This is a genomic window from Apilactobacillus ozensis DSM 23829 = JCM 17196, assembly GCF_001435995.1.
In the GTDB taxonomy this organism is placed as follows: Bacteria; Bacillota; Bacilli; order Lactobacillales; family Lactobacillaceae; genus Apilactobacillus; species Apilactobacillus ozensis.
In genome coordinates this window covers 502-26,293 of record NZ_AYYQ01000027.1, presented here as the reverse complement: position 1 = coordinate 26,293, position 25,792 = coordinate 502, and the positions used below count along the sequence as shown (strand labels likewise).

The following is a 25,792-nucleotide window of genomic DNA, read 5'->3' as shown; positions in this document are numbered from 1 at the left end:
TAAAACTAAAAAAGACTTGTAATTATTTTTAATTACAAGTCTTTTTTGTATAAATATTTATTCAGCATCTTCAGGTAATTTAGCTGCTTCGTAAACATCTTGAACATCGTCATTTTCGTCTAATTCATCGATTAATCCGGTGTATTGAGAAACCTTATCACTTGGCACTTCAGTGATTGTTTCAGGGAACATTTTTACTTCAGATGTATCTAAAGTATATTTATCTTGTAATGCATCCCTTACGCTAGTCATATCTGAAGGAGCTGTAAAGATTTCAAATTGGTCTTCGTTAGCTTTCATGTCTTCTGCACCGGCATCTAAAGCGTCCATTAACATACTATCTTCATCAGTATCTAAGCCATCACGTAAGATAACAATGTATCCTTTACGATCAAACATGTAAGAAACTGAACCATTAGCACCTAATGAGCCTCCGTGATGAGTAAAAGCGGAACGAATAGCGGCAGCTGTACGGTTCTTGTTATCAGTTAAACATGAAACCATGATTGCAGTACCACCAGGTCCATAACCTTCGTAAGTAATTTCGTCATACTTAGCACCACCAAGACCAGATGCCTTATCGATTGCACGTTGTACATTATCTTTAGGCATATTAGCAGCACGGGCTTTTTCCATAACTAAACGAAGTTGAGGATTACCATCTGGTTCTGGACCCCCAGCTTTTGCGGCTTGATATAAGTCACGAGATATTTTTTGAAAAATTTTACCACGTTTTTTATCTTGGGCACCTTTACGACCTTGAATGTTATGCCATTTTGAATGTCCTGACATGATCTCAGCACTCCTCTCATTTTCTTATCTTTTTAGTTGCAAACAGATTTAATTATAGCAATATGAATATTGATAATCAAGGTTTTACCAATTTATGCATAGCAAATATTAATAAGCTAACAATTAAAGTGACTAAACCACCAAAACATAAATCATTATAAAAACTATCAATATGAGTCGAAGATACATACTCCAAGGCCACTTCGTTATAAGTATTTATAGCATTGTTAATAACATTTGACATAAAATAAACTGCAAATAACATAAAGGAAGTAAACAGCAACGACCACTTTAATAAATGAATAAAGCAGCCTTTAAATATAGAATAAATTAAAATTAAGCCTATTAAAATTGCACTGGCTATTAATGATACACTCAAATATTGTTTTACAACATGAAATTTAGAAAGTAATTCCCGATTCTGGTTAGTACTAACATAATCATTAACACCTTTTGTAACCGTTTCAGTAATATAATTATTAATATATAAATTTTCAGGTATTTTAAAAGCAGAACTACTATTTTCAGACTTAATTGCTTTATTAATAATTGGTTGGACCTGAGCATTACTAATTTTTAAATCGTTATGATTGTAAATATTATCAATTTCAACATCGACGATATCTGATATATATTTTTTACTTAAAACATTTTCATTGATACCCTGTTGTGTTAGGTATTTTTGATAATTATTTGTTATATGCTTACTTATATCATTAGTTATCTTGTCTGAATTAACAGCATCTTTATTAAAGATATTGTTTTTTAAAGCTACAGTCATAGCAAAAGCAACCACGAAAACGATTAAAAATAAAATCAAAAACTTGTGTTTACCAGATTTACTAACTGCTTTAAATTTTTCTGAACGCGTTATTTCTTGATTGTTTTCATCAACCATAAAACAAAGCCCACTCCTATTTTCTTGTAGATTCTCTATTAATTACTCCATACTGAAGTAAAACATCATTTTCTTTGTACTTATCTTCAATATCACCATTCATAATTTTGGTTAATAAACGCATTGCTACAGCACCAATGTCGTATAATGGTTGTGTAATAGAACTCATCTTAGGCCTCGTCATTTCAGTAATTTGTGTATCATTACTAGTAATAATTTCAAAATCATCAGGCACGGAGATATTATGGTCAGTCATCCAATTCAAAATACCAGCAGCTAAACTGTCATCAGTTACAACTGCTGCACTAATCTTTTGATCAACAATGTTCTGACTAATTTCATAACCATCTTTGTAGCTTTCATTAGTTTCAAAAACATAGTTTTGATTGTATTGGATATCATGCTTACTTAGAGCATCACAATATCCTTTTAATCGATGATCTGCATTAATTGAATGTCTCAAATCACCTGACACAAATGCTATTTTTTTATTATGATGATTAATTAATTCGCTAGTCACATTTTCAATTGCATTTTTATAGTTAATATTAACGCTTGGTACAGTTTTTTTAGAATCAACTGAACCAGCTAAAACAATTGGTACATTAGCATCTTTAAAACTTTTTCGGATAGCTGGAGTTATCTCATTACCCATAAATATAATTCCGTCGACTTGTTTAGATAATAAAGTATTAATTACCTTTAGTTCTTTCTTTTCTTTACCGTCTGAATTTGCCAAAATTATATTATATTTATACATAGCTGCAATGTCATCAATTCCTCGAGCTAAAGATGCAAAATAATTGTTAGTAACATCAGGGATGATAACTCCCACAGTTGTAGTTTTTTTACTAGCTAATCCTCGAGCTACTTCGTTAGGTCTATAATTTAATTTTTCAATAACATCCATAACCTTTTTTTTAGTTGAAGGTCTAACATTGGATGTTCCATTTACAACCCTAGAAACTGTTGCCATAGACACTCCAGACTCTCTAGCAACATCATAAATAGTTACATTTTGCTTATTCATAAAACTGGAGTCCTTTCTTAAATAATTTAATTAAGTATAACGCTTACATTTAATTAATATAGCAGAAGAAATCTTAATTAACAAGAAACAAACAAAAAAGGGATTGAATAAATTCAATCCCTTTTTTAATTAAATAAAAATTTATTTATTTGAAGAACCTTGATGTATGAATCCGCCATCAATAACAATGTCTTCTTCTTTACCGTTATCTTCTTCTTTAAGGTCATTTCTTAGATTATCAGCAGCTTGATGAAATTGAGTAGTTTTATTATCAGCATATTCATCAACTTTATCATTTGCCTTATCGGTCACCTTATCAGCAGCTTGATGAATGGTATCTTTAACTTCATCTGTTTTGTCGTTAACTTTATCTTTTAAGTCATCGAAGGAATCTCTAGCATAAAACGTGTAGTCAACAGCTCTATTCTTAACATCATTAACCATTTTCTTGGCGTTATCAGTAAAATCTTGTCTCTTATCGGCATCAAGTTTTTGATATACAGTATAAGCAGTTGCTGCTACTCCAGAAACAAATCCTAACAAAAATCCACTTTTACTCATTTTAAAAGCCTCCTAATAAATTGTTACTTTTTTCTACTTTTTTTGCTTCTCATTGGAATAAATCTTGTTAATAACGAGCTTTTCTTACGATTACGGAATTTACTTGTAAAATCATGTGTTGCTGTATTAAAGTCAGAAACACTGTGCCCTACTTCAGCTGCTGCATCAAAGACTGGACTAATTGTATTCAACTTTTCATCTATATCTTTTATCAAAGTGTTAGAACTAGCTAGTACATTTTCTGCTTGTTTAGAAAGAATATCAACGTCATTGGAAATTGAATTAATAGTTCTTTCCATTTCTTCTAAATTCCTTATCAGCTTTTTTATAAACATGCATAAGAAAATAACAAGTACGATAAAAGCCAAAGCCGCAAGTAACGCAGCTATTTCTCCACCAGTCATAAACAACCCCTCCTTTTACATACTATGTTAAGAATAGCATTTTGAAAATAGCTTTACAATTATTAACAGATTAATTAAGAAAATTATTTTCGATAATGTTAAGTAGTTTATTTAATGCTTTTCCACGATGACTAATACTATTTTTTTCTTCATCGCTCATTTCAGCTAATGTCTTACCTTTTGATGAAACATAAAACAATGGATCATATCCAAATCCATTAGATCCCACTGAATGATCAATTATTTCTCCATTTAAGCAACCATAGACCACAATTTTACTGTTATCTTTTGTGACTAAAACTAGACAAGTTACAAATTGAGCATCCCGGTTAGTCTTATTAGATAACTCTTTTAATAATTTTTGATTATTAGCATCATCATCATGGTCTCCGGCATAACGAGCTGAGTATATTCCAGGAGCTCCATTTAATGATAAAACTTGTAACCCAGAGTCATCAGCAATGACTGGTAAATTAGTCTGGTTATGTAAATGTTGTGCTTTTAATATGGCATTTTCTTCAAAAGAATCTCCCGTTTCAGCAATACTCTCAACGTTAGGAAAATCTTTTAAAGTCTTTATAGTTATGCCTAATGGCTTAAACATTTCTCTAAATTCTCTTGCCTTATTAACATTGTTAGTCGCTAATACAACTTCACTAGTCATATTTATAAAGCCTCCAATTCTTTAATTGATACATTTGCAACTTCTACTTTATAATTAAGCCAATCTTCAGCTATTCTTTTAAATGAACTTGCATTTCCAGTCGTAAAGAAACTAGTCATTCCAACATTATTGGAATTATTTTGGATGTCATTAGCATATAAAACATTTTTTATACTTTTACTAACCGCTATTCCAGGGTCGACTAATAACACTTTACTACCTAATGCATTTTGAATTAAATTTTTCATTATTGGAAAATGAGTACACCCTAAAACTAAAGTGTCAATCTTATTACCCATCATCGGAGCTAAAATTGTATTTACTTTCGATTGATTTTCGTAACCACTGTAATTTTCGCTCTCGACCATTGTAACAAATTCTGGACATCCTAAGCTGAAAACTTCTACAGCGTTATCAATTTTATTAATATTTTTTTCATAAGAACCACTTTTAATTGTACTATTAGTCGCAATAACACCAATTCTTTTGTCTTTAGTACTACTTACAGCTAATTTACTACCAGGTTCTATGACACCAATTACCGGAATTGGCAACTCTTTTTTAAGCATTTCCAAAGAACGAGCTGTAGCAGTGTTACAGGCAATCACCATCAACTTTATATTATGTTTCAAAAAAAATTTAGAAATTTGTATTGAGTATTTTTGGATTTCCTCAATTGTCTTCTCACCATATGGTAATCTTAATTCGTCGCCAAAATATATCATATTTTCATTGGGTATTTCTTTTTGGGCTTCTCTCATCACAGTTAAACCGCCAACCCCTGAATCCATAAAACCAATCGAACGAGTATCCAATGCTTAACCTTCTTTCAAAAACAGCTTGAAATTATATTATACAGCTAATATTAATTTAGAGACAAGATTTGACAAAATTTAATTATATATTGTTTATATTCACAGTATTAAATGTATAATTATAATAAGTAATTTAATGAATTGGAGTTATTTATTTATGAGTGAAAAATTATATAAATCTATTATAGAAGACACCAAAACAAAAGATTTTTGGGGTGAGTTATTTTTAAGAGATTCGCTTATTAAGGAGTTATTGGGCAAAGATAATCACAACATAATGTATTGGGCTGGTAAAAAGATGGCTCGAAAATTTCAAATAAAGGATGCACTAGACTTAATCATATTTTTTAAGCAAAGTGGTTTAGGTAATCTTGAATTAAAATCAGAAAGCACAAGTTGCGTTCAATGGAATCTAAGTGGCGATATTGTTGATAAACGCATTCAAAATGATGCTGACGCTGATTTTATGTTCGAAGCAGGCTTTTTAGCCCAAACAACTGAACAACAAATGGGTGTTTTAGCAGAAGCCGAAATGAATCCAAAAGAAGATAAAAATGGAGTCGTTTTAATTAGAGTTCATATGGATCAAAAACAACCTTCTAACACCCCTATTGATAATAAAAGTTTTGAAATTATTAATAAATAAAAAATGCATTAACAAAAGTTAATGCATTTTTTATTTATAAACTATTTAAAATAGAAGCTAATTGTTCTTTGCTGTGGTAACCTACAATGCTTTTAACAATTTCGCCATCTTTTTTAACCAATAAAGTTGGTATACTCATTATGCCCAATTTTTGTGGAGTTTCTGGATTCTTATCGATGTCCATTTTGTTGAAAGTAACTTTATCGCTCATTTCATCAGCTAACTCATCAACGACAGGTGATTGCATTCTACAAGGTCCACACCAAGTAGCCCAAAAGTCAGTTAAGGTAATACCCTTACTGGTATCATTTTCAAAAGTCTTATCTGTTGTTTCTGAAACCATTAAAATCACTCCTTAATCTCATTTACTAAAAGTAAGTATATCAGCATAAATTAAACTTGCAACTATTATGGTTTAATGGTTAAAAAGTTACAACCGTTGAACCATCACCACCAGCATTAGCAGGTGAATAGCTATAGTTTTTTACCCTTCTATCTTTACTCAATAATTTATTGACTCCCTTACGTAAAGCACCCGTACCTTTACCATGAATAATAGTTACAGAAGGATATCCTGCCAGTATAGCTGCATCTAAATATCTATCGACTTCTTGCATAGCATCATCATAGCGATGGCCTCGTAGATCAAGTTGGGTTGATATTCCTGAAGATTTAGTTCGTTTAACGCGAGTATATCTACTTTTAGATTTACTATCATCATCTTTAACTATTTCCAAATCTGAAACATTGATTTTCATTTTTAAAATGCCCATTTGGACAATCCATTCATCTTTACTAGATTTAGATATTAAAACACCACGTTGACCATAAGACTTAACTACAACATCATCACCTTTATGAAAATCATGTTTAGCTTTTTCCTTCTTCAACACCTTGTTGTTTTTTAAATTAATATCATAAGTTAATGAATTTAATTGTCCTTGTGCATTAATCAATTCATTTTCTTTAAAACTAGCTTGCCCTAAATTGGATTGTTTTTCATGCAAGTCTTTAATTATATCATCAGCTTTACGCTTAGCACTTAAAGCTATTTCATTAGCATCTTCTTTGGCCTTTCTAACTAAATTATCTCTTTGATTATAAAATTTAGAAAGCTTTTCTGATAATTCTTGATGTAACTTTTCTGATTCAATCAACTGATTATGAATAAATTCATAATCCTCTCTAGCTTTTTTAGTTTGATTAGTAAGTTCAACAATCATATTATTTAAATCTTGACTATCTTGACTAGTTAAAGACCTAGCTTCATTAATAATTCTTTCATTGATGCCTAATCTTTCAGCAATATTAAGCCCATTACTTTGACCTGGAATTCCCATTAATAAGTGATAGGTAGGTGCTAAAGTTTCAATGTTAAATTCCATTGAAGCATTAATTGTGCTAGGACGATTGTAAGCATAGGCTTTTAATTCTGGGTAGTGAGTTGTTGACATAACTGTACTATCAATAGAACCAATATAATCTAAGATAGACATTGCTAAAGCAGCTCCCTCATTAGGGTCCGTTCCAGCACCTAATTCATCAAGTAGGACTAAACTTTTATCGGTTATAGCATGTAATATATTGACAATATTATCCATATGTGAAGAAAAAGTACTTAGATTTTGTTCAATTGATTGGTCATCACCAATATCAGCGAAAATATCATCAAAAATAGCAATATTAGACTCTTCAGCTGATGGTATAAAAATACCGGATTGGCCCATTAATTGTAACAGTCCTAAAGTTTTTAAAGTAATAGTTTTACCACCGGTATTAGGCCCTGTGATAATTACAGTCTTATATTTACGACCTAGTGTAATGTCATTGGCCACAACTTTATTTTGATCAATCAAGGGATGTCTAGCCTTTTTTAAATTAACATAGCAATCTGTTGATATTACTGGCTTAGTAGCTTTCAAATCCCTAGCATACATTGCTTTTGCGTTAATTAAATCTAGATGCCCCAATATTTTAAAGTTATTAACGATTTCATTTTCATAAGGTCTAATCATATTAGACAATCTAAATAACACTTTACGTTCTTCTTGCTTTTGCGTAATTTGGTATCGACGTAAATCATTATTGGATTCAACAACGTTGGCTGGCTCCATATACAGAGTTTGCCCAGAAGCACTTTGATCATGCACAATCCCACCAAAACTTTGCTTATACTCGGCCTTAACCGGTACAACAAAGCGACCATCACGAATCGTAATTATACTTTCACTTAACTTATTAGCTTGGTGTTTAATTGTTCCATTCATTTTAGAACGAATACTACCTTCTAAAGCTTTTATTTGTCTTCTGACCGCTCTCAATTCGCTAGAAGCATCATCTAAAATTTTCCCACTATCATCGATGGATGAAGATAAATTTTGAGCAATTGAAGGCATTAACTGAAAGCTGTCAATAATACGATATAAATAATTAAATTCTACTTTATCATCTTTTAAATTAGAAAAGAATCGAGTTAAGTCATTAACTGAAGATAATAAAACCTTAATTTTTGATAATTCAGTACTACTCAAAATACCGTCGATTCGTAATCTCTTCATAAAAGAAGTTATATCGTTAATTCTAGGAATTGGCATTGCCAAATTTAAACGTATAATTTTAAATCCATCATCGGTTTCATCTAATAACTTGGAAATCTCAATTTTGTCAGAACTAGGCATCATTTGTCTTAGCTCATCAGTTCCACTTTTAGTTGTTAAATATTTATTTATTTTTTGTTTTATTTTTTCATATTCTAAAGTTTCAAAAACTTTACTGTTCAAATTAATTTCTCCTCCACCTTATAGTAATTATTGAAACCACTTTTTATATAGTTCATGCGATAAAATAGGAGTTTGCTTAACTATAAAGTCAGCGGTTTTAGAATGGTTATATTGGTTATTAAATTCTGAGTTATCTATAATTAACGCAAAATTCAAAATTAAAAAAACCGTCATATAAGATATTAAAAGGGCAATTATCGCACCACCTAAAGCGTTAATTCTTTTAACTATGGGAATAACTTTTACAACTTTAAAAAAGTTTTTAATCCATCTAACTAAAATCCACATTAAAATAAAGATAATAAAAAAACTAATCGCATTAGAAAGCATGTGATTAGAAGTGATTTTATCTATTTTAATAAAATTTGTAAAATCATTGGCATAAATTAATGCAATTACCCATGAAATTAAATATCCTACTAAAGTTAGAAGTTCATGGACTAATCCTAATTTATATCCCCTAACCAAATAAAAAATTAAGAATATCCATATTATTAAACTTAAAATCATTCTTTACTTTCCTTATCATTTTTTGAAATAAATTCATTTAGTTTTTTTTGCATTTTTACTTGATCAGATATTGCATTGAACGCTAACAAAATTGCAGCGTCATCATTATCAATGCTAGGAGATAGTTCTTTAATTTTATTTAACTGGTCATTCATTAAATCCGTTACCGTTTTCATGTGTTCAAAAGAACTTTTACCTACAAAAGTATAATTCTTATTTCCAATTTTAGCCTTAAAACGTTGATTACCGTCTATATTCGACATTAAGTTCGACCCCCTGAATACTAAAATACATTTTAGCATAAAAAACTAATTAAAACATTTAGACACAAAAAAAGCCTCTAATATATTTAGAGGCTTTTTAGCTAGTCATTGTCACCTTCGTGCATGAAAGTGTTCAAGACAGATTCAATCATATCCCATTCTTCATCAGTATCGATTGTTTTTAAATCTCCACCTTGAGGATCAGCTGGGTCATCACCTTTAGGTAATGCGTAAGCTTCAATGTTTACTTCTTCATCTTCACCCTTACCAGCTGGATAAATTAAAATATATGATTTACCAAAATCATCAGATTTGAAAGTAAATAAAACATTATATAATTCTTCGTTACCATCGTTATCAACCATAGTAATTTGTTGTAATTCTTCTTGTTCTTCGCTCATTAGTAGAACCTCTTTTCTTATTTTATCACTTTACTAATTTACCTTTTCTATCAAGATAACTCTGCAAAATGAGTTCAGACGCAACCTTATCAATCACTTTTTTTCTTTTTTCTCTTGAAGTATCCGCCTGCTCAATTAACATACGCTCTGCTTCGACAGTTGTCAATCTTTCATCTTCGTAATCTACAGGAAGACCAAATTTATCTTTTAGCATCTCACCATATGCAATTGCAGCATCAACTCTTGGACCAGAAGTATTATTCATGTTTTTAGGTAATCCTAATACAAAACCAGTAACTTCATACTTATCTACTAATTCGGCTACTCGATCTAATCGGAATTCTTCTTCATCTTCATTTATTGAAATAATTTCAACACCTTGTGCAGTCCATCCCAACAAATCACTAACTGAAACTCCAACTGTTCTTGATCCAACATCTAGACCCATTAGTCTCATTGATTATTTATCCTCACTATTATTATTTTTGTCTAAATAAAATTTAACTAATTCTTCGATGATTTCATCACGTTCATGACGTCTAATTAAATTCCTAGCATCATTAAATCTTGGAATATAAGCAGGATCACCAGATATAAGATAACCAACAATTTGATTGTATGGATTATATCCTTTTTCCTCTAAGGACTTATAAACAAACAATAAAGTATCATGAACATCCTTAGGTAAATTATTATTAAAATCAAAGTACATTGTCTTATCTGAAGTACTCACTGTTAACACCCCTTAAGAAAATTATTTAAAATTTTCTAACCATTTTGCAGCATCATTGATTGCATCTTGAAGACCTGCGGGATTCTTTCCACCAGCTTGAGCTAGGTTTGGACGACCGCCTCCGCCTCCATTAATGTTAGAAGCAATTGCTTTAATTAAATCGCCGGCTTTTACACCATCCTTAATCGCTTCATCAGAAACTGCAACCAATAAATTAGCTTTATCATCATTACTTGTACCTAATACTAACACATCTGATACTTTTTTGTTACGCCAAGTATCAGCCAATTGTCTAAGTTGATCCATACCTGAAACTTTGATAACACCAGCTATTAAATTAAATTGTCCAGCAACTTTTACATCATCAAAAATAGAAGATGCTTGTTGACTAGCTATCTTACTTTCTAAGCTAGTTTGTTTTTGTTCTAAGTCTTTAATTTGCTTTTGTAGTAGTTCAACACGACTTGGCACATCTTGCAATTGATTTACTTTTAATAAATCAGCAGTTTTACCTAAAGTTTGTTCTTGCGCGTTAAGATATTTAAAAGCCGCCTCAGAAGTCACAGCTTCTATTCTTCTAACTCCGGCACCAACTCCTGATTCTGAAGTTATTTTGAATAGTCCCAATTCATTAGTATTCTTAACATGGTTACCACCACAGAATTCAACTGAGAAATCGCCAGCACTTACCACACGTACCTTATCACCATATTTACTATCAAATAAAGCAATGGCACCCATCTTTTTACCAGTTTCTTGATCAGTTTCAACGGTTTTAACTGGCAATTCTTTGAAGATTTGTTCATTAACCATGTCTTCTACTTTTTGAAGGTTTTCTTTTGTAACTGAACCAAAGTGAGTGAAATCAAATCTTAAATAGTTAGGTTCAACTAATGAACCAGCTTGATGAGTATGGTCGCCTAAGACGTTTCTTAATGATTGATCTAATAAATGAGTTGCTGTATGGTTTTTAGAAACTTTGCTATGAAATGCTTTATCAACTTCTAGTGTGTACTTATTATTGACATTAATAGAACTAAAAATTTCAATAGTATGCAAGTTTTGACCATTTGGAGCGTGTTGAACATCTTTAACCTTAGCAACTAATTTGCCATCGGCATCTTTAACAACACCCTTATCAGCTACTTGTCCACCCATCTCAGCATAAAATGGAGTTTTATCAAAAATTACTTCGGCAATTCCATCATTTACACTATCAACTAATTTTTCATCATAAACAATATCTTTTAGGACTGCATCATTTTCAGTTAAATTAGTATAACCCGTGTATTCACTAGGCGTTTTTATTTCAACTAATAAATCTCTTTGCACTCCCATTGATTTAGCATCTGAACGAGCATTTCTAGCACGATCTTTTTGCTTTTTCATTTCATTTTCGAATTCTTCATCATTAACTTCAAATCCAGCATCGTTAACATATTCTTTAGTCATTTCAAATGGAAAACCATAGGTATCATAAAGTTTAAAGGCGTCCTTCCCAGAAATAACTTTACTGTCACTAGTTTTGACGTTTTCAATTAAATCATTTAGCAGTTGCATCCCATCGTTAAGCGTTTCATTGAAACGTTTTTCTTCTGAAGAAACCACTTTTTGGATGAAATCTTTCTGTTCCAAAACATTTGGATAGTAAGATTGCATAATTTCACCGACTACTGGTACTAATTTATAAAGAAAGTCATCTTGAATACCTAGTTTATGTCCAGCAACGATTGCTCGACGAATCAAACGACGGATTACGTAACCTCTACCAACATTAGATGGCAAAGCCCCATCACCAATTGCAAAAGTTATTGCTCTGGCATGGTCAGCAATTATTTTGAAAGATACATCGTATTCTTTGCTACTACCATATTTGGTACTACCAGAAAATTCTTCAGTCTTTTTAATAATTGGTAAAAATAAGTCGGTTTCAAAATTAGTCGGTGCATCTTGGAAAATAGAAACTACTCTTTCTAATCCCATTCCAGTATCAATGTTTTTACGAGGTAGCGGTTCATAAGTTCCATCTGGTTTATGGTTAAATTGTGAGAATACAATATTCCAAACTTCTAAATAACGTTCATTTTCACCACCAGGATAATTTTCAGGATCATCAGGTGCTAAGAAATCATATTTTTCACCACGGTCATAAAAAATTTCAGAATCTGGGCCTGAAGGGCCTTGACCTATGTCCCAAAAGTTATCTTCCACTTCAATAATGTGGTCTGGAGCAACGCCTACAGCTTCCCAATACTTTTTAGCATCAGTATCTTCTGGGTAAACGGTCATGTATAATTTTTCCTTATCCCATCCAAACCAGTCTGGAGATGTTAATAATTCAAATGCCCATTTAATAGCTTCTTTTTTGAAGTAATCACCAACTGAGAAATTACCTAGCATTTCAAATAGGGTCTGATGGCGAGCTGTTTTACCCACATTTTCAATATCGTTAGTACGAATACTTTTTTGTGAACTAGTTAGACGTGGATTTGATGGAACAACACTTCCATCAAAATATTTTTCCATTGTAGCAACCCCTGAATTAATCCACAGTAATGATGGATCATCGTGTGGAATTAAAGACGCACTAGGTTCTACTGTGTGTCCATGTTGCTTAAAAAATTCTAAATACATAGCTCTTACTTGACTACTACTTAATTTTTTCATAATTAGATTAGCCTCCATAAAGTATAAAAAACACCGATGCTAGTAAAGACGCTTTCACGCGGTACCACTTTACTTGCAACGATGTTTTTCTCGTATACCTCTTTATGCTCGGTAACGCTGAGCAGCGATTTGTAAGTATTGAGATAGCACTAAATAATTTTAAATCAATCTTCTCACCAAACAGATTGTCTCTGAAATATAAAACTAGTTAGCATGTTCTCTTTTTATATAGATAAAGTATAAAATTAAATAAAAAAAGTGTCAATTATTAACGGTAACGTTGTGAACTTTTTTTCTTCATCTTACGTTGTTGCTTTTTATCAGCTCTTAATTGAATTCGACGTTTCATTTCATCGTTTTCTTTAATAGCTCGTTTAATTTTATTTTTATAACCCGGTTTAACATGGCGTTTTTTCTTTTTAATCATACCAATCATTCCTGGGTCTAACTTATCATGGCCCTTACGATGATTTTTTCTTCGATTACGGTCATAAGTATCAACTAGTTCACCATTACGTAAATCTTTAGGTTGGAATTTGATACCCATTTTTTCTAATGCATCAATACTGTCTTCTTCACCAGGCTCATATAATGTAATAGCGGTTCCTGGTAGGCCCTTACGACCAGTTCTTCCAACACGATGGATAAAGTATTCTAAATCTTCTGGAATATCATCATTAATGACATTTGATACACCATCGATATCAATTCCTCGAGCTGCCAAGTCCGTAGCTACTACATATTGAAAATCAAGGTTTTGAATTTGCTTCATCATGCGTTTACGCTCACGTGGATGCATCCCACCTTGAATCATTCCAACTTTGAGGCCTTGAGTTCTTAAGAAGTTATATATTTCTTCAACTCTAGTTCTAGTATTAGCAAATATTAAAACTAAATATGGCTCACCTAAAGTAATAATTTTATATATTAGTTCATTTTTGTCTTTAGATTTAGTAGAAATCAAATAGTTGTCAACTGTAGGACTAATAATTGCTTTATTAGGAATATTTTCCACAAATGGATTTTCCATGTATTTCTTCAAAAATGGGCGCAATTTTTGGGGAATCGTAGCTGAAAAGACCATCATTTGTAAATCTTTACCAAAGCTAGCCGCAATTTTATCAATTATTTCTAAGAATCCCAAATCTAAAGTCATATCAGCTTCGTCAATAACCAATTGATTAGCTGTATGAATATCCAACGCTTGCGAATTAATTAAATCCCAAATTCGACCAGGAGTTCCAATAATAATTTGTGGTTGTTCACGAGTCAACTTATCTAGTTGTCTTTTTTTGTCAGTCCCACCAACATAGTTAGCTAAATGAATGGTTTTATCGCAATGTTTAGACAATTGCTTAGCATTATCATAGATTTGATATGCTAGTTCACGACTGGGAGTTGTAATAACCGCCTGAACACTATCAACATCAGGATTAATTGAGTTAAAAATTGGTAGTAAGAAGGCATGTGTCTTACCACTACCAGTGGCTGATTGTCCCACTACGTTACGTTTATTTAATATTTCAGGAATTAATTTTTCCTGAATTTTTGTTGGCTCTTGGAATTTTAGTTCTTCCAAAGCATTCATTACGAATGGCTTTAATTTAAAATCTTTAAAATTGGCCATGCACTATTCTCCTTTAGTATCATCTAAAACAACTTCATTTAATTGTTTTATAGCATTTTTTATTTCTTCATCATCTTTAGCAACTGCACCACTTGCTAGAGGATGACCACCACCGCCAAATTGTTTAGCTAGTTCATTAATAACTGGTCCTTTGGATCTCAAACGAATCCTATAAGTACCATCTTTTTGCTGAACGAAAATAGCCCAAGCTTTTACAGCATTGATATTTCCAGGTAACGGCACAACAGCAGAAGTACTGTCGTCTCCTAGCTCAAATGGTTCTAGCACTTCGTTACTTAAAACGATATATGCAGCTCCACTATCCATAATTTCAATATTTTGATAAACGTATGCTGATAATCTAGCAAGTGGAATATCAATCTCTGATTCTATTTGATTAATGGCGTTAGTTGAAAAATCTAACTTAGCTAAACCAGCAGCAACCTCAAATGTATGCGCAGTTGTCGAAGGATACTTAAATCTGCCGGTGTCGCCGACAATCCCAGCATATAAACATCGGCCAGCTTCAGCGTTAATTCGTAAATCTTCTGAATTAGCATATAAATCATATATAAGTTCAGACGTACTGGAAGCATCTTCATGAATCCACATGATATCACCAAACTGGTCATCATTAGGATGGTGATCAATTTTGATCATTTTTTTACCTTGATTATAACGTTCATCATCAACTCTAGGCTGATTAGCAGTGTCACATACTATCACTAAGGCATCTTTATACACTTCATCAGCAATTTCGTCAGCTGTGCCTAGCCAGTCAAAACCATGATATTGTTTACCTACACAATAAACATTTTTAGATGGAAAAGATTCCTTAATTATATTAGCCAAGCCCATTTGTGAACCGATAGCATCGGGGTCAGGACGTTGATGGCGATGAATAATTATTGTATCAAATTCTTTAATTGAATTCACAATTGATTTGATAATTTCACTATCATTTTTATTTAGCAATATTTTTCATTTCCTTTTTCAATGTTTTTCTAAAAGTTAATTATAGCATATCGCAATTTATAAAATAAAAAACCTAGATACTAATATCTAGGTTCTCTATTATTTACTTTCTGTTTCTTTATCATTTTCTTCATTTTCAGAAGAAACTTCAGCTGGTGATTGTTGAGAAACACTAGCAATTGCATTTAAATCAAAAGTAAGAAAAATCCCGTCACAATCTAATGAAACAGTTTTTTTATCCTGATTAATGTCATCCACAACACCATGTAAACGTCCAATAGTAACAACATGGTCACCCTTCTTTAATTGACGTAAAGTTTCGGCATGTTTTTGTTGTTGCTTCTTTTGGGGTCTAATCATCATAAAGTACATTAAAGCAAATAGTACAACTATAAACACTAAACTCATGTAATTCATTCTGTTCACTCCTTCTATATATTATAACTTTATCAGATTGTATAGCTGTCGTCTACTGATAAAAATAATTTATTGATTATTTTTAAAATAAGGTATTTTTAAATGCTCGTATCCTTTTTCTGTGACAACTCTACCTCTAGGTGTTCGCTTGATAAAACCAATTTGTAAAAGGTATGGTTCATACATTTCAGAAATTGTTTCATTTTCTTCACCTATATTAGCTGCTAAAGTATTTAATCCCACTGGTCCTCCATTATAGTACTCAATCATTGTAGATAATAATTTTAAGTCAGTGTGATCTAAACCTTTGCTATCAATTTCTAAAGTTTTTAGCGCTTTATCTACAATTTCAAAATCAATATTTTCATGGTTAGAAACTTGTGAAAAGTCACGTACTCTCTTCAGTAATCGATTGGCAATTCTAGGGGTTCCTCGAGAACGACTAGCTATCTCATGAGCACCCTCATCAATGATATCAACATTAAAAACTGACGCAGAACGTTTTATAATTTTCATTAAATCATCTGAATTATAGTATCGCATATGTTCGACAATTCCAAAACGGTCTCTTAACGGTGATGATAGTAATCCAGCGCGTGTGGTAGCCCCAATTAATGTAAATGGTGGTAATGGAAAATGAACTGGGTGAGCTGTGGGACCTTGTCCAACTACAATATCTACATAAAAATCTTCCATTGCTGAGTAAAGCATTTCTTCAACCATTTTTGGTAAACGATGGATTTCATCAATAAATAAAATATCACCAGGTTGCAATTCATTCAATAATGCGACTAAATCTCCATTCTTCTCGATTGCAGGGCCGGTAGTAGTTCTAATATTAACATCCATTTCATTTGCAATTACCATTGCTAAAGTTGTTTTACCTAAGCCGGGTGGTCCATATAATAAAACATGGTCTAAAGACTCGGCTCTTTGTTTGGCAGCTTGGATATAAATCGATAATTCTTCTTTTAACGCATCTTGTCCAATATAATCAGATAAGTATTGGGGACGTAAAGTCTTTTCAACAGACTTTTCATTATTATTACTACTGTTACCGGAAACAATTCGATTATCTTCCATTTAATTAAAATCCCCCTTAAATCAATGATTACATTAAAATCTTTAAACCTGCACTTAAATATTCATCAGTTGTCATTTTAGCTTCTTTAACTAGCACTAACTTTACTTTCTCAACGTTTGCCTTTGTATATCCTAAGGCAACTAAAGCATCTAAAGCATCTTTTAGTTCAGCGTTTACTTCATTAGCAGGTGTTGAAGTGTCACCGCTCTTTTCATTTGAAAATTGATTTGGATAAATATCATCTAATTTACCTTTTAAATCTAAAATAATTTGCTTAGCAGTTTTCTTACCTACGCCGGGAAATTTAGTTAAAAAGGTAACATTTTCGGTATTAATTGCATTCAATAATTCTCTGTGATCGTTACGAACCAAAATAGCTAATGCACTTTTAGGACCAATGCCTGAAACATTAATTAATTTTTCAAAAATAGTTTTATCAGTTTTGCTATAAAAACCGTATATCATCTGAAAGCTGTCGGTAACTACTTGATGCACATAAACCTTACGCTTATTATCTAAATCAACTTCATATCGGTATGGATCAGATACATAAACAAGATATCCAACTCCGCTAACATCTAAAACAATATATTTAGGATTAATATCCACAATGTATCCATTTAAGTATTCAAACATTTAAAATTCATCCCATCTATTCAAATTTAATCTAAAATATCAGTTTCATGATTGTCCTGGATACGTTTAAACATTTTTTCCATATCAGAATTAGAAAAATGAACCAATACCGGTCTGCCATGTGGACAATTAAATGGATTTTCCGCTTCACTCAGTTTTTTAATTAATGCAACTGCTTGTGATTTATCCAAATGATGATTGGCTTTAATGGCTCTTTTACAACTCATCATAATCGCTGTTTTTAGCCTAAATTTACCAACTGATATTTTTTTATCATCTAAAATCCAATCAATCATTTCTTGAATAATTGATTGTTCTTGCCCTTTTTTAAACCATGCGGGATGATTTCGGATAATAAAACTATTTGAGCCAAAACTTTCTAACTCAATCCCTAATGCAGATAATTTATCAAGATTTTGATTAATTATTAAAGCATCCGACGTCGAATAATCTAAAACAATTGGCATCAATAATTCTTGTTGATTATTAGATACTTTACCAATTTCACTACGATAATATTCATAGTTAATTCTTTCTTGAGCGGCATGTTGGTCTAAAATATACATACCATCAGAAGCTTCCGCTAGCAAATAAGTTCCATGCATTTGACCAATGTATAACAAATTAGGAAAACGACGAGTTGTCTTTAAAGCTGTATCTGAAAAATCATTAACATCAGTACTTTGGTCAGTAACATCATTTTCTACATCATTAAATACGCTACTAGCTGATGAATTATTATAACGCTCGTCAAATTTTTTAACACTATCAGAATTCAAATTGGACTTATGGTAAACCATTACTGATTCATGTTGCGAATTATTGTTACTTTTGATTGCCTTATTATTTTTTACTAGTTTTATATCATCTAAAATATCTTCATTCTGACTTTTAGCCAAGTAATGCTTGGAGGCATCATTTAATTTTAAGTTAAGTTGGTTAGTATCCAATCTATTTTCATTTGAATGAATAGGAGTTTTATCCATAGCATCTGGAATTAAATTTTTAGGCTCTAAAGCCTTAAAGATGGCTAAAGATATTAAACTACATAACTGTTCTTCTTTACTAATTCTCACAGTCTGTTTAGTTGGATGAACATTAACATCCAGTAATAAAGGATCTAAATCAATTTTAATAACAGCCATCGGATAACGACCAATCATTAGCTTAGAACGATATCCTTCTAGAACTGCTTTAACAATGTTGTTATCTTTAACATATCTACCATTCATCATAATTGAAATATATTTTCTGGAAGCTCTAGTCATTTCGGGCAAACTAGTATAACCACTTATTTTAAAGTCATCATCAGTAGATGATATCTTTACCATTTTTTTAACGGTGTTTAAACTATATATGCCACCAATTACTTGTTGTAAATTATTGCGACCCGATGTACGAACCAATTCTCGGTTATTATGACGTAGTGAAAAAGATATTTCCGCATGTCCCAAAGAAATTTGATTAACCACGTCTGTTATTTTTGAAAGTTCTGTAGCCGGCGATTTCATATATTTAAGTCTAGCAGGTGTATTGAAAAATAGGTCAGAAACTTCCACTGTGGTTCCTTTTCTAGCCTCAGCAGGTATACATCTTAATATTTCACCACCCCTAATGTTTAATTCAGTTCCACCACTACCAGTCGAAGTCTTTAATTTAACATTAGCAATTGATGCAATTGAAGGCAAAGCTTCACCTCTAAAACCTAGCGAACTAATTTTAAAAAGATCTTTACGATTATGAATTTTGCTAGTTGCATGTCTTTTGAAAGCTAGTTTAACATCATCGCTTTCAATCCCTGAACCATTATCAACTACCTTAATATATTGTAGTCCAGCATCTTTAACTTCAATATCAATTTCAGTACTACCGGCATCGATTGAATTCTCAATCAACTCTTTAACCACTGAAGCCGGTCTTTCTATAACCTCACCAGCAGCTATTTGGTCGGATAAAATTGATGATAATTCACGGATTTTAGACATTTACTAAATTACCTCCTATTTATTAATCTCTTGTTTCCATTTATAGACTAAATTCATTACATCCATTGGCGTTAGTGACATTAAATCAGCTTGCTTAATTTCTTCTAACACTGGATTTTGTTCATTAACATGTACGTCAAATTCATCATTTGAAACATTTTGTTGCTTAAACAATTCCAATTGGTAATTATCAGTACTATTAGTATTTTTAGTATCATCATCACTATGGTTTAGTGTTTTATCCTTAGACTCTAAACTAACTAAAATGTTATCGGCCCGTTCTAATAATTTATCCGGTAAGCCCGCTAACTTGGCAACGTGGATTCCATAAGACTTATCAGCAGCACCTTTTTCCACTTTATGCAAAAATACTAAGTTCCCGTCTTTTTCAGTTGCCCCTACATGTACATTTTGTAGATTTTTTAATGATTTGTCTAGCGCCGTTAACTCATGATAATGCGTTGAAAACAAAGTTTTAGCATGCAAATTATCATGAACATATTCAATAATTGATTGAGCTAAAGCCATCCCATCGTAAGTCGCAGTTCCTCGACCAATTTCATCAAATAAAATTAAACTGTTGGGTGTGGCATGCTCAATTGCTGCATTTGATTCTTTCATTTCAACCATAAAAGTACTTTCACCTGAAATTAAGTCATCGGCCGCCCCAATTCTAGTAAAAATTTGGTCGAAAATTGGCATAGAAGCTAGTTTAGCAGGGACAAAACAACCGATTTGCGACATTATAACAGTTAGAGCAAGTTGTCGCATGTAAGTACTTTTACCAGACATATTAGGACCGGTAATTAATAAAACATTTGTGTCAGCATTCATTAAAACACTATTTGGTACATATGTTTGCCGTCCCAAAACTTTTTCAACCACTGGGTGTCTACCGTCAATAATTTCTAAATCATGGTTATCATTCAGTTTAGGTTTCACAAAATGATAATCTTCTGAAACCGTAGCAAAACCTTGTAATACATCCAAGCTAGAAACTAAATCTGCTAGTTCTTGTATTCGCTGAATAGAATCTTTAACAATTTCTCTAACTTCTTTAAACAAATTGTATTCTAAGATTTTAGACTTATCCTGAGCTTCTAAAATCAGAGCCTCGGTTTCTTTAAGTTCAGGCGTAGCGAAACGCTCCGCATTAGTTAAAGTCTGTTTTCGCTCATATCGATCTTCAGGCAATTTAGCTAAGTTAGCTTTTGTAACTTCAATATAATATCCAAAGACACGATTATACCCAATTTTTAGATTATTAATTCCTGTAATGTTACGTTCTTTTTGTTCTAATTCAGCTAACCAATGTTTGCCGTTTTTCATAGCATCACGATATTTATCTAATTGCTTATCATAGTTAGACTTTATAACCCCACCATCGGTTACTGAAATTGGCGGTTCTTCATTAATCGAACGTTCAATCAAGTCTACTATATCGTCTAACGGATCTATTTTTTTATAAAAATCACCGAATATACTACTGTCTAGTTCACCAATAACATGCTTTAGCTTTGGAATTTGGTTTAGTGAAGATTTCAGTTGAATTAAATCCCTACCGTTTACACTACCAAAAGAAACCTTTCCGGCTAGTCTTTCCAAATCATAAACTTCGGTTAGTGATTCACGTAGTTGACTACGTTCAAAGTAGTTATTTAAAAAGGATTCCACAAATTGCTGACGCTGTAAAATATCTTCTTTGTTAATTAGCGGACGATTTAACCATCTTTTAAGTTTTCGACCACCCATTGCCGTCTTAGTTTCATCTAAAAGCCATAAAAGGGTTCCGCTTTTTTTACCAGTACGAATGTTCTTATTTATTTCAAGATTATACTGGGAATTATGGTCTAATTTCAAAAAATGTGCCGGTTGATATTCAACAACTTTTTGCATATGCGATAAGTTACGTTTTTGCGTATTCAAAATATATGTTAGTAGACGGTTTAAAACATCGCGTTCTAGTTCACTATCAATCCCCTGCAACAAATAACTCATTTCAGATTTAATATCCACTGTATCTTGATGAGAGATTAAGATACCTACTTTTTGAAGCAAGTTAACTATTTTTTTAGGTGATTTAGGACCTAAAACAATTTCTTTAGTTTGGAGACTTAAAGTTTCGTTTAACACACTATCGTCGCTATTTAAAGTACTTACTTTTAACTCTCCTGTAGAAAGATCTGCATAGGCAAATCCATATTTACCGTCATTATATGATAGTGCGGTTAAGTAATTATTATTTTTAGCATTATCAGCACCAGCGTCCGTTTTAGTCCCTGGAGTTACTAGCTGCGTAATAGCACGTTTAACCATTCCTTTAGCAGTCTTAGGGTCTTCAATTTGCTCACAAATGGCAACTTTATATCCTTTATCAATCAAAATATCAATGTAATTTTGAACTGCTCGATGTGGAACCCCACACATGGGAGTAGGATGCTTAGATTTATGACTTCTAGAAGTTAAAGTTAATTCTAACAGTTGTGAACCTTTAACTGCATCTTCATTAAACATTTCATAAAAATCACCTAGACGATAAAATAGAAAAGCATCCGGATATTGATCTTTTATTGCCTGATATTGTTGCATCATAGGTGTTAATTTATTTTTATCTGCCAATTAAATCTACCTTTCAACTAATTTTGATATGGTCGGTCGGGATTAATCATAATTGTATTGATGTGAGTAGCTTTACCATCATTATTAATATCAATGACACAACCTGAAATAATACCGCCACCATCTTCTTCAACTTCAAATCTTGTTGGCATTTGGGTTTTAAAACGACGAATAATATTTTTATATTTCATTCCTAAAACACCATCATAAGGTCCACACATTCCCACATCAGTTAAAAAAGCCGTTCCTTTCGGAAAAATGCGATAGTCATTAGTTTGAACGTGAGTATGTGTTCCTACAAGTGCAGATATTCTACCATCAAGATACATTGCCATTGCTTGCTTTTCACTAGTCGTTTCAGCATGAAAATCAACGAAAATCATATCGACATCATTTTCTATTTCATTTAGTAGCTTATCTATTCTTTGAAATGGATCATCTAAGGGATCCATAAAAATTCTACCTTGCAAATTAATAACAGCCATTTTCTTACCATTGATGTTAACGGTAGTATAACCATTTCCAGGTACCTTATTACCTGGAAAATTTAATGGACGAATTAAATTTTTTGTATCATCAATAAAACTAAATATTTCTTCATTGTTCCAAGCATGATTACCTAAAGTTATAACATCAGCACCAGCAGACATGATTTGTTTGTAGACTTTTTTATTAATTCCACGCCCAAAGGACGTGGAATTTTCACCATTTACAATAGTTATTTGTGGTTTTAAATCTTTTTTTAAGGTAGGTAAATATTCATTAATCATTTTTACTCCAATATTACCTACAACATCACCAATAAATAAAACTTTCATATTTTCCCCTATCTCTATCCATAATAACTATTATTTTACACTGTTTTTATGAAAATAAAAAAGGCCTTAAAAGACCTTTTTATTTTGCATATTCAATTGATCTAACTTCACGTATGATTGTAACTTTAATATGTCCAGGATATTCCATATCCTTTTCAATTTTATTTTTAATGTTGTGAGCTAAAACTACAGATTGAGTATCAGAAACTTTATCGGATTTAACGATAACTCTAATTTCTCTACCTGCTTGAATAGCATAACTTTTCTTAACATCATCGAAACTATCACTAATATTTTCTAAACTTTCTAAACGATGAACAAAGCTTTCCAAAGACTTGCTCTTGGCACCTGGTCTAGAAATAGCAATCTTGTTAGCAACTGCAACTAATTCAGAAATAATATACTTAGGCTTTTGACCTTCATTTTCACAAGCAATAGAATCAACGACCGTACTACTTTCATTATATTTTTTGGCTAAGTCAATACCAATGTCTATATGAGAACCATCAGTCTCATTATTAGTAGCTCTGCCAATTTCGTGTAATAATCCTGCGCGTTTTGCTAATGTAACATCCTCACCAAGTTCAGCAGCCAATATTCCAGATAGCTTTGCAACTTCAATTGAATGACTTAGAATATTTCTTCCACGATAGATTTTAAATTTTAGTTGCCCAATCAATTTAACTATCTCAGGGTTTATCGAATGAATTCCTAAATCAAAAGTGACTTCTTCACCAATCTCTTGAATCTTATTAGAAAGATCTTTTTTACTTTTAGAGACCATTTCTTCAATTCGAGCTGGATGAATACGACCATCTTTAATAAGTCCCTCTAAAGTCATTTTAGCTACTTCTCTTCTAATTGGGTCAAATCCACTCAAAACAACCGCTTCGGGAGTGTCATCAATAACTAAATCGATTCCAGTTAAAGTTTCGAATGTACGAATGTTACGACCTTCACGTCCTATAATTCTACCCTTCATATCATCGTTAGGTAGATTTACGACTGATACAGTTGTTTCAGAAACGACATCTGCTGCACACTGTTGAATAGCCTCAACAATTAAGTCCTTAGCATTGTCACTAGCTGCCTTTTGAGCCTTATTATAACTATCTTTTATAATCTTAGCTCTTTCGTCAGCTAGTTCAGACTTAGTTTCATTGAGCATTAAGTCTTTAGCTTCTTCCTTAGACAAAGCAGAGATTCTTTCTAGTTCGGATTGACGTTGCTGTACAAGTGATTCTGCTTTTTGTTGCAACTTGTCTAAATCTTTTTGATCAGCAGTTAATTTATTTTCTTTACGACTTAAAGCATCGTCACGTTTATCAAAAGCACTATCTTTTCGGTCTAAAGCGTCTTCACGTTGAATCAAACGATCTTCTTGTTTTTGAAGTTCGTTACGGCGTTCTTTAAGTTCTTTTTCAACGTTAGCTCTATATGCACTACTTTTTTCTTTAGCCTCTAAGATAGCTTCTTTAGCTGAAGTACTAGCTTGGTGCTTAGCCTTCTCCAAAATATCTTTAGCATTATCATGAGCTTCATTTAAACGCTTATTAATTAACTTTTGATGTATAAAATAACCTAATACAAAGCCACAAACAATAGCGATGATTGCGAGGATTAAATTGGAAATAACCATTATTTCACCTCCGCATCATCAAAAAATAATATATAAAATTATATTTTCAAGATGTTATTTAAATTATTAACACTATTACATTTTAAGTTTTAGTAACAGCGCTGTCAACTTATGTAGCGCACTTAATTAAAACTTGCTTATGTAAAATAAAAAGAATGGAAATAATGTAGTGCCTTACAAAAGTTGGACATTTATATTAAGTTAAATAATTCTTTAGGGAATGATTTCGATATTCAATCGGAGTCATTCCTTTTGTTTTTAATGAAATTCTTTGATTATTAAAAAATTGTAGATATTCTTTAGTTAACTTCGTTAACATTTTAATATTTCTTATTTCGAAATTATTCAGATATTCTCTTTTAAGCAAACTAAAAAAGCTTTCTATAGGCGAGTTATCCAAACAATTTCCTTTACGTGACATACTTTGTTTAATGTTCATTCGCTTTAATTCAGAAATGTAATAAGGCAGTTGATAATGCCATCCTTGATCTGAATGCATAATTGGTTTAAATCCTGTGGGAATTTTGCTTTTCAATTCTTTTAATGTTCTATAAATCAAACGTTGATTAGGTGAATTACTTACTTGTATGGATAAAATTTCTTTAGTTCCTTCGTCAATGACTGCAGAAATATAACCATTAATATGATTTTTTAATTTGAGCTGAGTAATATCTGTATGCAGTATTTTGTATGGTTTGTCAGCTTTAAAATTTTGATGCCGAATGTTTGGAGAAATTTTTCCAATTTTTCCCCTATATGAACTATATTTTTTCTTAAAACGATTATTAAACATCGTTGGTTGTAATTTCATCTTTTTCATTAATTTTA

The 25,792-nt window shown here is 31.9% G+C and carries 26 protein-coding genes; 1 reads left to right on the top strand and 25 read right to left on the bottom strand.

The features are described 5' to 3' along the window. Positions 1-57: 57 nt before the first annotated feature. The 7 genes from FD06_RS03285 to murI form a co-directional block, all read right to left on the bottom strand. Positions 58-792 (bottom strand): YebC/PmpR family DNA-binding transcriptional regulator, encoded by a 735-nt coding sequence (locus tag FD06_RS03285; RefSeq protein ID WP_056966055.1) that lies wholly within the window; start codon positions 790-792, stop codon positions 58-60. Between the two features lie 76 nt (positions 793-868). After that, positions 869-1,690: a hypothetical protein gene (locus tag FD06_RS03280; protein ID WP_056966053.1), complete on the bottom strand. Its 822-nt coding sequence runs from the start codon at positions 1,688-1,690 to the stop codon at positions 869-871. Between the two features lie 16 nt (positions 1,691-1,706). Further along, positions 1,707-2,720 (bottom strand): catabolite control protein A, encoded by a 1,014-nt coding sequence (ccpA, locus tag FD06_RS03275; RefSeq protein ID WP_056966051.1) that lies wholly within the window; start codon positions 2,718-2,720, stop codon positions 1,707-1,709. A gap of 141 nt (positions 2,721-2,861) precedes the next feature. Continuing rightward, positions 2,862-3,281 carry a YtxH domain-containing protein gene (locus tag FD06_RS03270; RefSeq protein ID WP_054658304.1) on the bottom strand — a complete coding sequence of 140 codons (420 nt, stop codon included), beginning with the start codon at positions 3,279-3,281 and terminating at the stop codon, positions 2,862-2,864. 23 nt (positions 3,282-3,304) lie between these two features. Then, complete coding sequence (locus tag FD06_RS03265; protein WP_056966049.1) at positions 3,305-3,685, bottom strand: DUF948 domain-containing protein; 381 nt, start codon at positions 3,683-3,685, stop codon at positions 3,305-3,307. A gap of 70 nt (positions 3,686-3,755) precedes the next feature. Further along, positions 3,756-4,349 carry an XTP/dITP diphosphatase gene (locus FD06_RS03260; protein ID WP_054658308.1) on the bottom strand — a complete coding sequence of 198 codons (594 nt, stop codon included), beginning with the start codon at positions 4,347-4,349 and terminating at the stop codon, positions 3,756-3,758. A gap of 2 nt (positions 4,350-4,351) precedes the next feature. Continuing rightward, complete coding sequence (murI, locus tag FD06_RS03255) at positions 4,352-5,164, bottom strand: glutamate racemase (protein WP_082605277.1); 813 nt, start codon at positions 5,162-5,164, stop codon at positions 4,352-4,354. 157 nt (positions 5,165-5,321) lie between these two features. Here murI and FD06_RS03250 point away from each other — a divergent pair, with 157 nt between their 5' ends. Then, the gene (locus FD06_RS03250; protein ID WP_056966046.1) at positions 5,322-5,810 is read left to right on the top strand and encodes a DUF2507 domain-containing protein; all 489 of its coding nucleotides are present in this window, start codon (positions 5,322-5,324) and stop codon (positions 5,808-5,810) included. Between the two features lie 34 nt (positions 5,811-5,844). Here FD06_RS03250 and trxA read toward each other — a convergent pair whose 3' ends face one another. From trxA to FD06_RS03160, 18 genes are all read right to left on the bottom strand, one after another. Next, the gene (gene trxA / locus FD06_RS03245; RefSeq protein WP_054658317.1) at positions 5,845-6,153 is read right to left on the bottom strand and encodes a thioredoxin; all 309 of its coding nucleotides are present in this window, start codon (positions 6,151-6,153) and stop codon (positions 5,845-5,847) included. A 79-nt stretch (positions 6,154-6,232) separates the two neighbouring features. Next, complete coding sequence (locus tag FD06_RS03240) at positions 6,233-8,590, bottom strand: endonuclease MutS2 (protein WP_056966045.1); 2,358 nt, start codon at positions 8,588-8,590, stop codon at positions 6,233-6,235. A 27-nt stretch (positions 8,591-8,617) separates the two neighbouring features. After that, on the bottom strand, positions 8,618-9,100 hold the full coding sequence (locus FD06_RS03235) for a CvpA family protein (RefSeq protein ID WP_056966042.1): 483 nt from the start codon (positions 9,098-9,100) through the stop codon (positions 8,618-8,620). Further along, positions 9,097-9,363: a cell division protein ZapA gene (locus FD06_RS03230; protein ID WP_237757228.1), complete on the bottom strand. Its 267-nt coding sequence runs from the start codon at positions 9,361-9,363 to the stop codon at positions 9,097-9,099. Before FD06_RS03230 ends, FD06_RS03235 begins: the two co-directional genes overlap by 4 nt. A gap of 101 nt (positions 9,364-9,464) precedes the next feature. Then, complete coding sequence (locus FD06_RS03225; RefSeq protein WP_054658321.1) at positions 9,465-9,764, bottom strand: DUF1292 domain-containing protein; 300 nt, start codon at positions 9,762-9,764, stop codon at positions 9,465-9,467. Positions 9,765-9,789: 25 nt separating this feature from the next. Continuing rightward, positions 9,790-10,221 (bottom strand): Holliday junction resolvase RuvX, encoded by a 432-nt coding sequence (gene ruvX / locus FD06_RS03220; protein WP_054658323.1) that lies wholly within the window; start codon positions 10,219-10,221, stop codon positions 9,790-9,792. A 3-nt stretch (positions 10,222-10,224) separates the two neighbouring features. Continuing rightward, positions 10,225-10,497: an IreB family regulatory phosphoprotein gene (locus tag FD06_RS03215; protein ID WP_054658324.1), complete on the bottom strand. Its 273-nt coding sequence runs from the start codon at positions 10,495-10,497 to the stop codon at positions 10,225-10,227. 21 nt (positions 10,498-10,518) lie between these two features. Further along, positions 10,519-13,164: an alanine--tRNA ligase gene (alaS, locus tag FD06_RS03210; RefSeq protein WP_056966040.1), complete on the bottom strand. Its 2,646-nt coding sequence runs from the start codon at positions 13,162-13,164 to the stop codon at positions 10,519-10,521. Between the two features lie 268 nt (positions 13,165-13,432). Next, on the bottom strand, positions 13,433-14,791 hold the full coding sequence (locus FD06_RS03205; RefSeq protein WP_054658326.1) for a DEAD/DEAH box helicase: 1,359 nt from the start codon (positions 14,789-14,791) through the stop codon (positions 13,433-13,435). Between the two features lie 3 nt (positions 14,792-14,794). Continuing rightward, on the bottom strand, positions 14,795-15,766 hold the full coding sequence (locus FD06_RS03200; RefSeq protein ID WP_237757227.1) for a DHH family phosphoesterase: 972 nt from the start codon (positions 15,764-15,766) through the stop codon (positions 14,795-14,797). A gap of 99 nt (positions 15,767-15,865) precedes the next feature. Then, the gene (yajC, locus tag FD06_RS03195; protein WP_082605275.1) at positions 15,866-16,183 is read right to left on the bottom strand and encodes a preprotein translocase subunit YajC; all 318 of its coding nucleotides are present in this window, start codon (positions 16,181-16,183) and stop codon (positions 15,866-15,868) included. Positions 16,184-16,252: 69 nt separating this feature from the next. Next, positions 16,253-17,266, bottom strand: coding sequence for a Holliday junction branch migration DNA helicase RuvB (ruvB, locus tag FD06_RS03190; protein WP_054658327.1), 1,014 nt, complete (start codon positions 17,264-17,266; stop codon positions 16,253-16,255). Between the two features lie 28 nt (positions 17,267-17,294). Then, positions 17,295-17,903 carry a Holliday junction branch migration protein RuvA gene (ruvA, locus tag FD06_RS03185; RefSeq protein ID WP_054658329.1) on the bottom strand — a complete coding sequence of 203 codons (609 nt, stop codon included), beginning with the start codon at positions 17,901-17,903 and terminating at the stop codon, positions 17,295-17,297. Positions 17,904-17,929: 26 nt separating this feature from the next. Then, positions 17,930-19,888 carry a DNA mismatch repair endonuclease MutL gene (gene mutL / locus FD06_RS03180; protein ID WP_056966038.1) on the bottom strand — a complete coding sequence of 653 codons (1,959 nt, stop codon included), beginning with the start codon at positions 19,886-19,888 and terminating at the stop codon, positions 17,930-17,932. Between the two features lie 15 nt (positions 19,889-19,903). Continuing rightward, the gene (mutS, locus tag FD06_RS03175; protein ID WP_162256006.1) at positions 19,904-22,507 is read right to left on the bottom strand and encodes a DNA mismatch repair protein MutS; all 2,604 of its coding nucleotides are present in this window, start codon (positions 22,505-22,507) and stop codon (positions 19,904-19,906) included. A gap of 17 nt (positions 22,508-22,524) precedes the next feature. Beyond that, on the bottom strand, positions 22,525-23,325 hold the full coding sequence (locus FD06_RS03170; protein ID WP_056966036.1) for a TIGR00282 family metallophosphoesterase: 801 nt from the start codon (positions 23,323-23,325) through the stop codon (positions 22,525-22,527). Between the two features lie 79 nt (positions 23,326-23,404). Next, positions 23,405-24,964, bottom strand: a complete 1,560-nt coding sequence (rny, locus tag FD06_RS03165) for a ribonuclease Y (RefSeq protein WP_056966034.1) — start codon at positions 24,962-24,964, stop codon at positions 23,405-23,407. 196 nt (positions 24,965-25,160) lie between these two features. Then, on the bottom strand, positions 25,161-25,792 hold a 632-nt coding region (locus tag FD06_RS03160), incomplete at its 5' end, for an IS3 family transposase (RefSeq protein ID WP_202812976.1).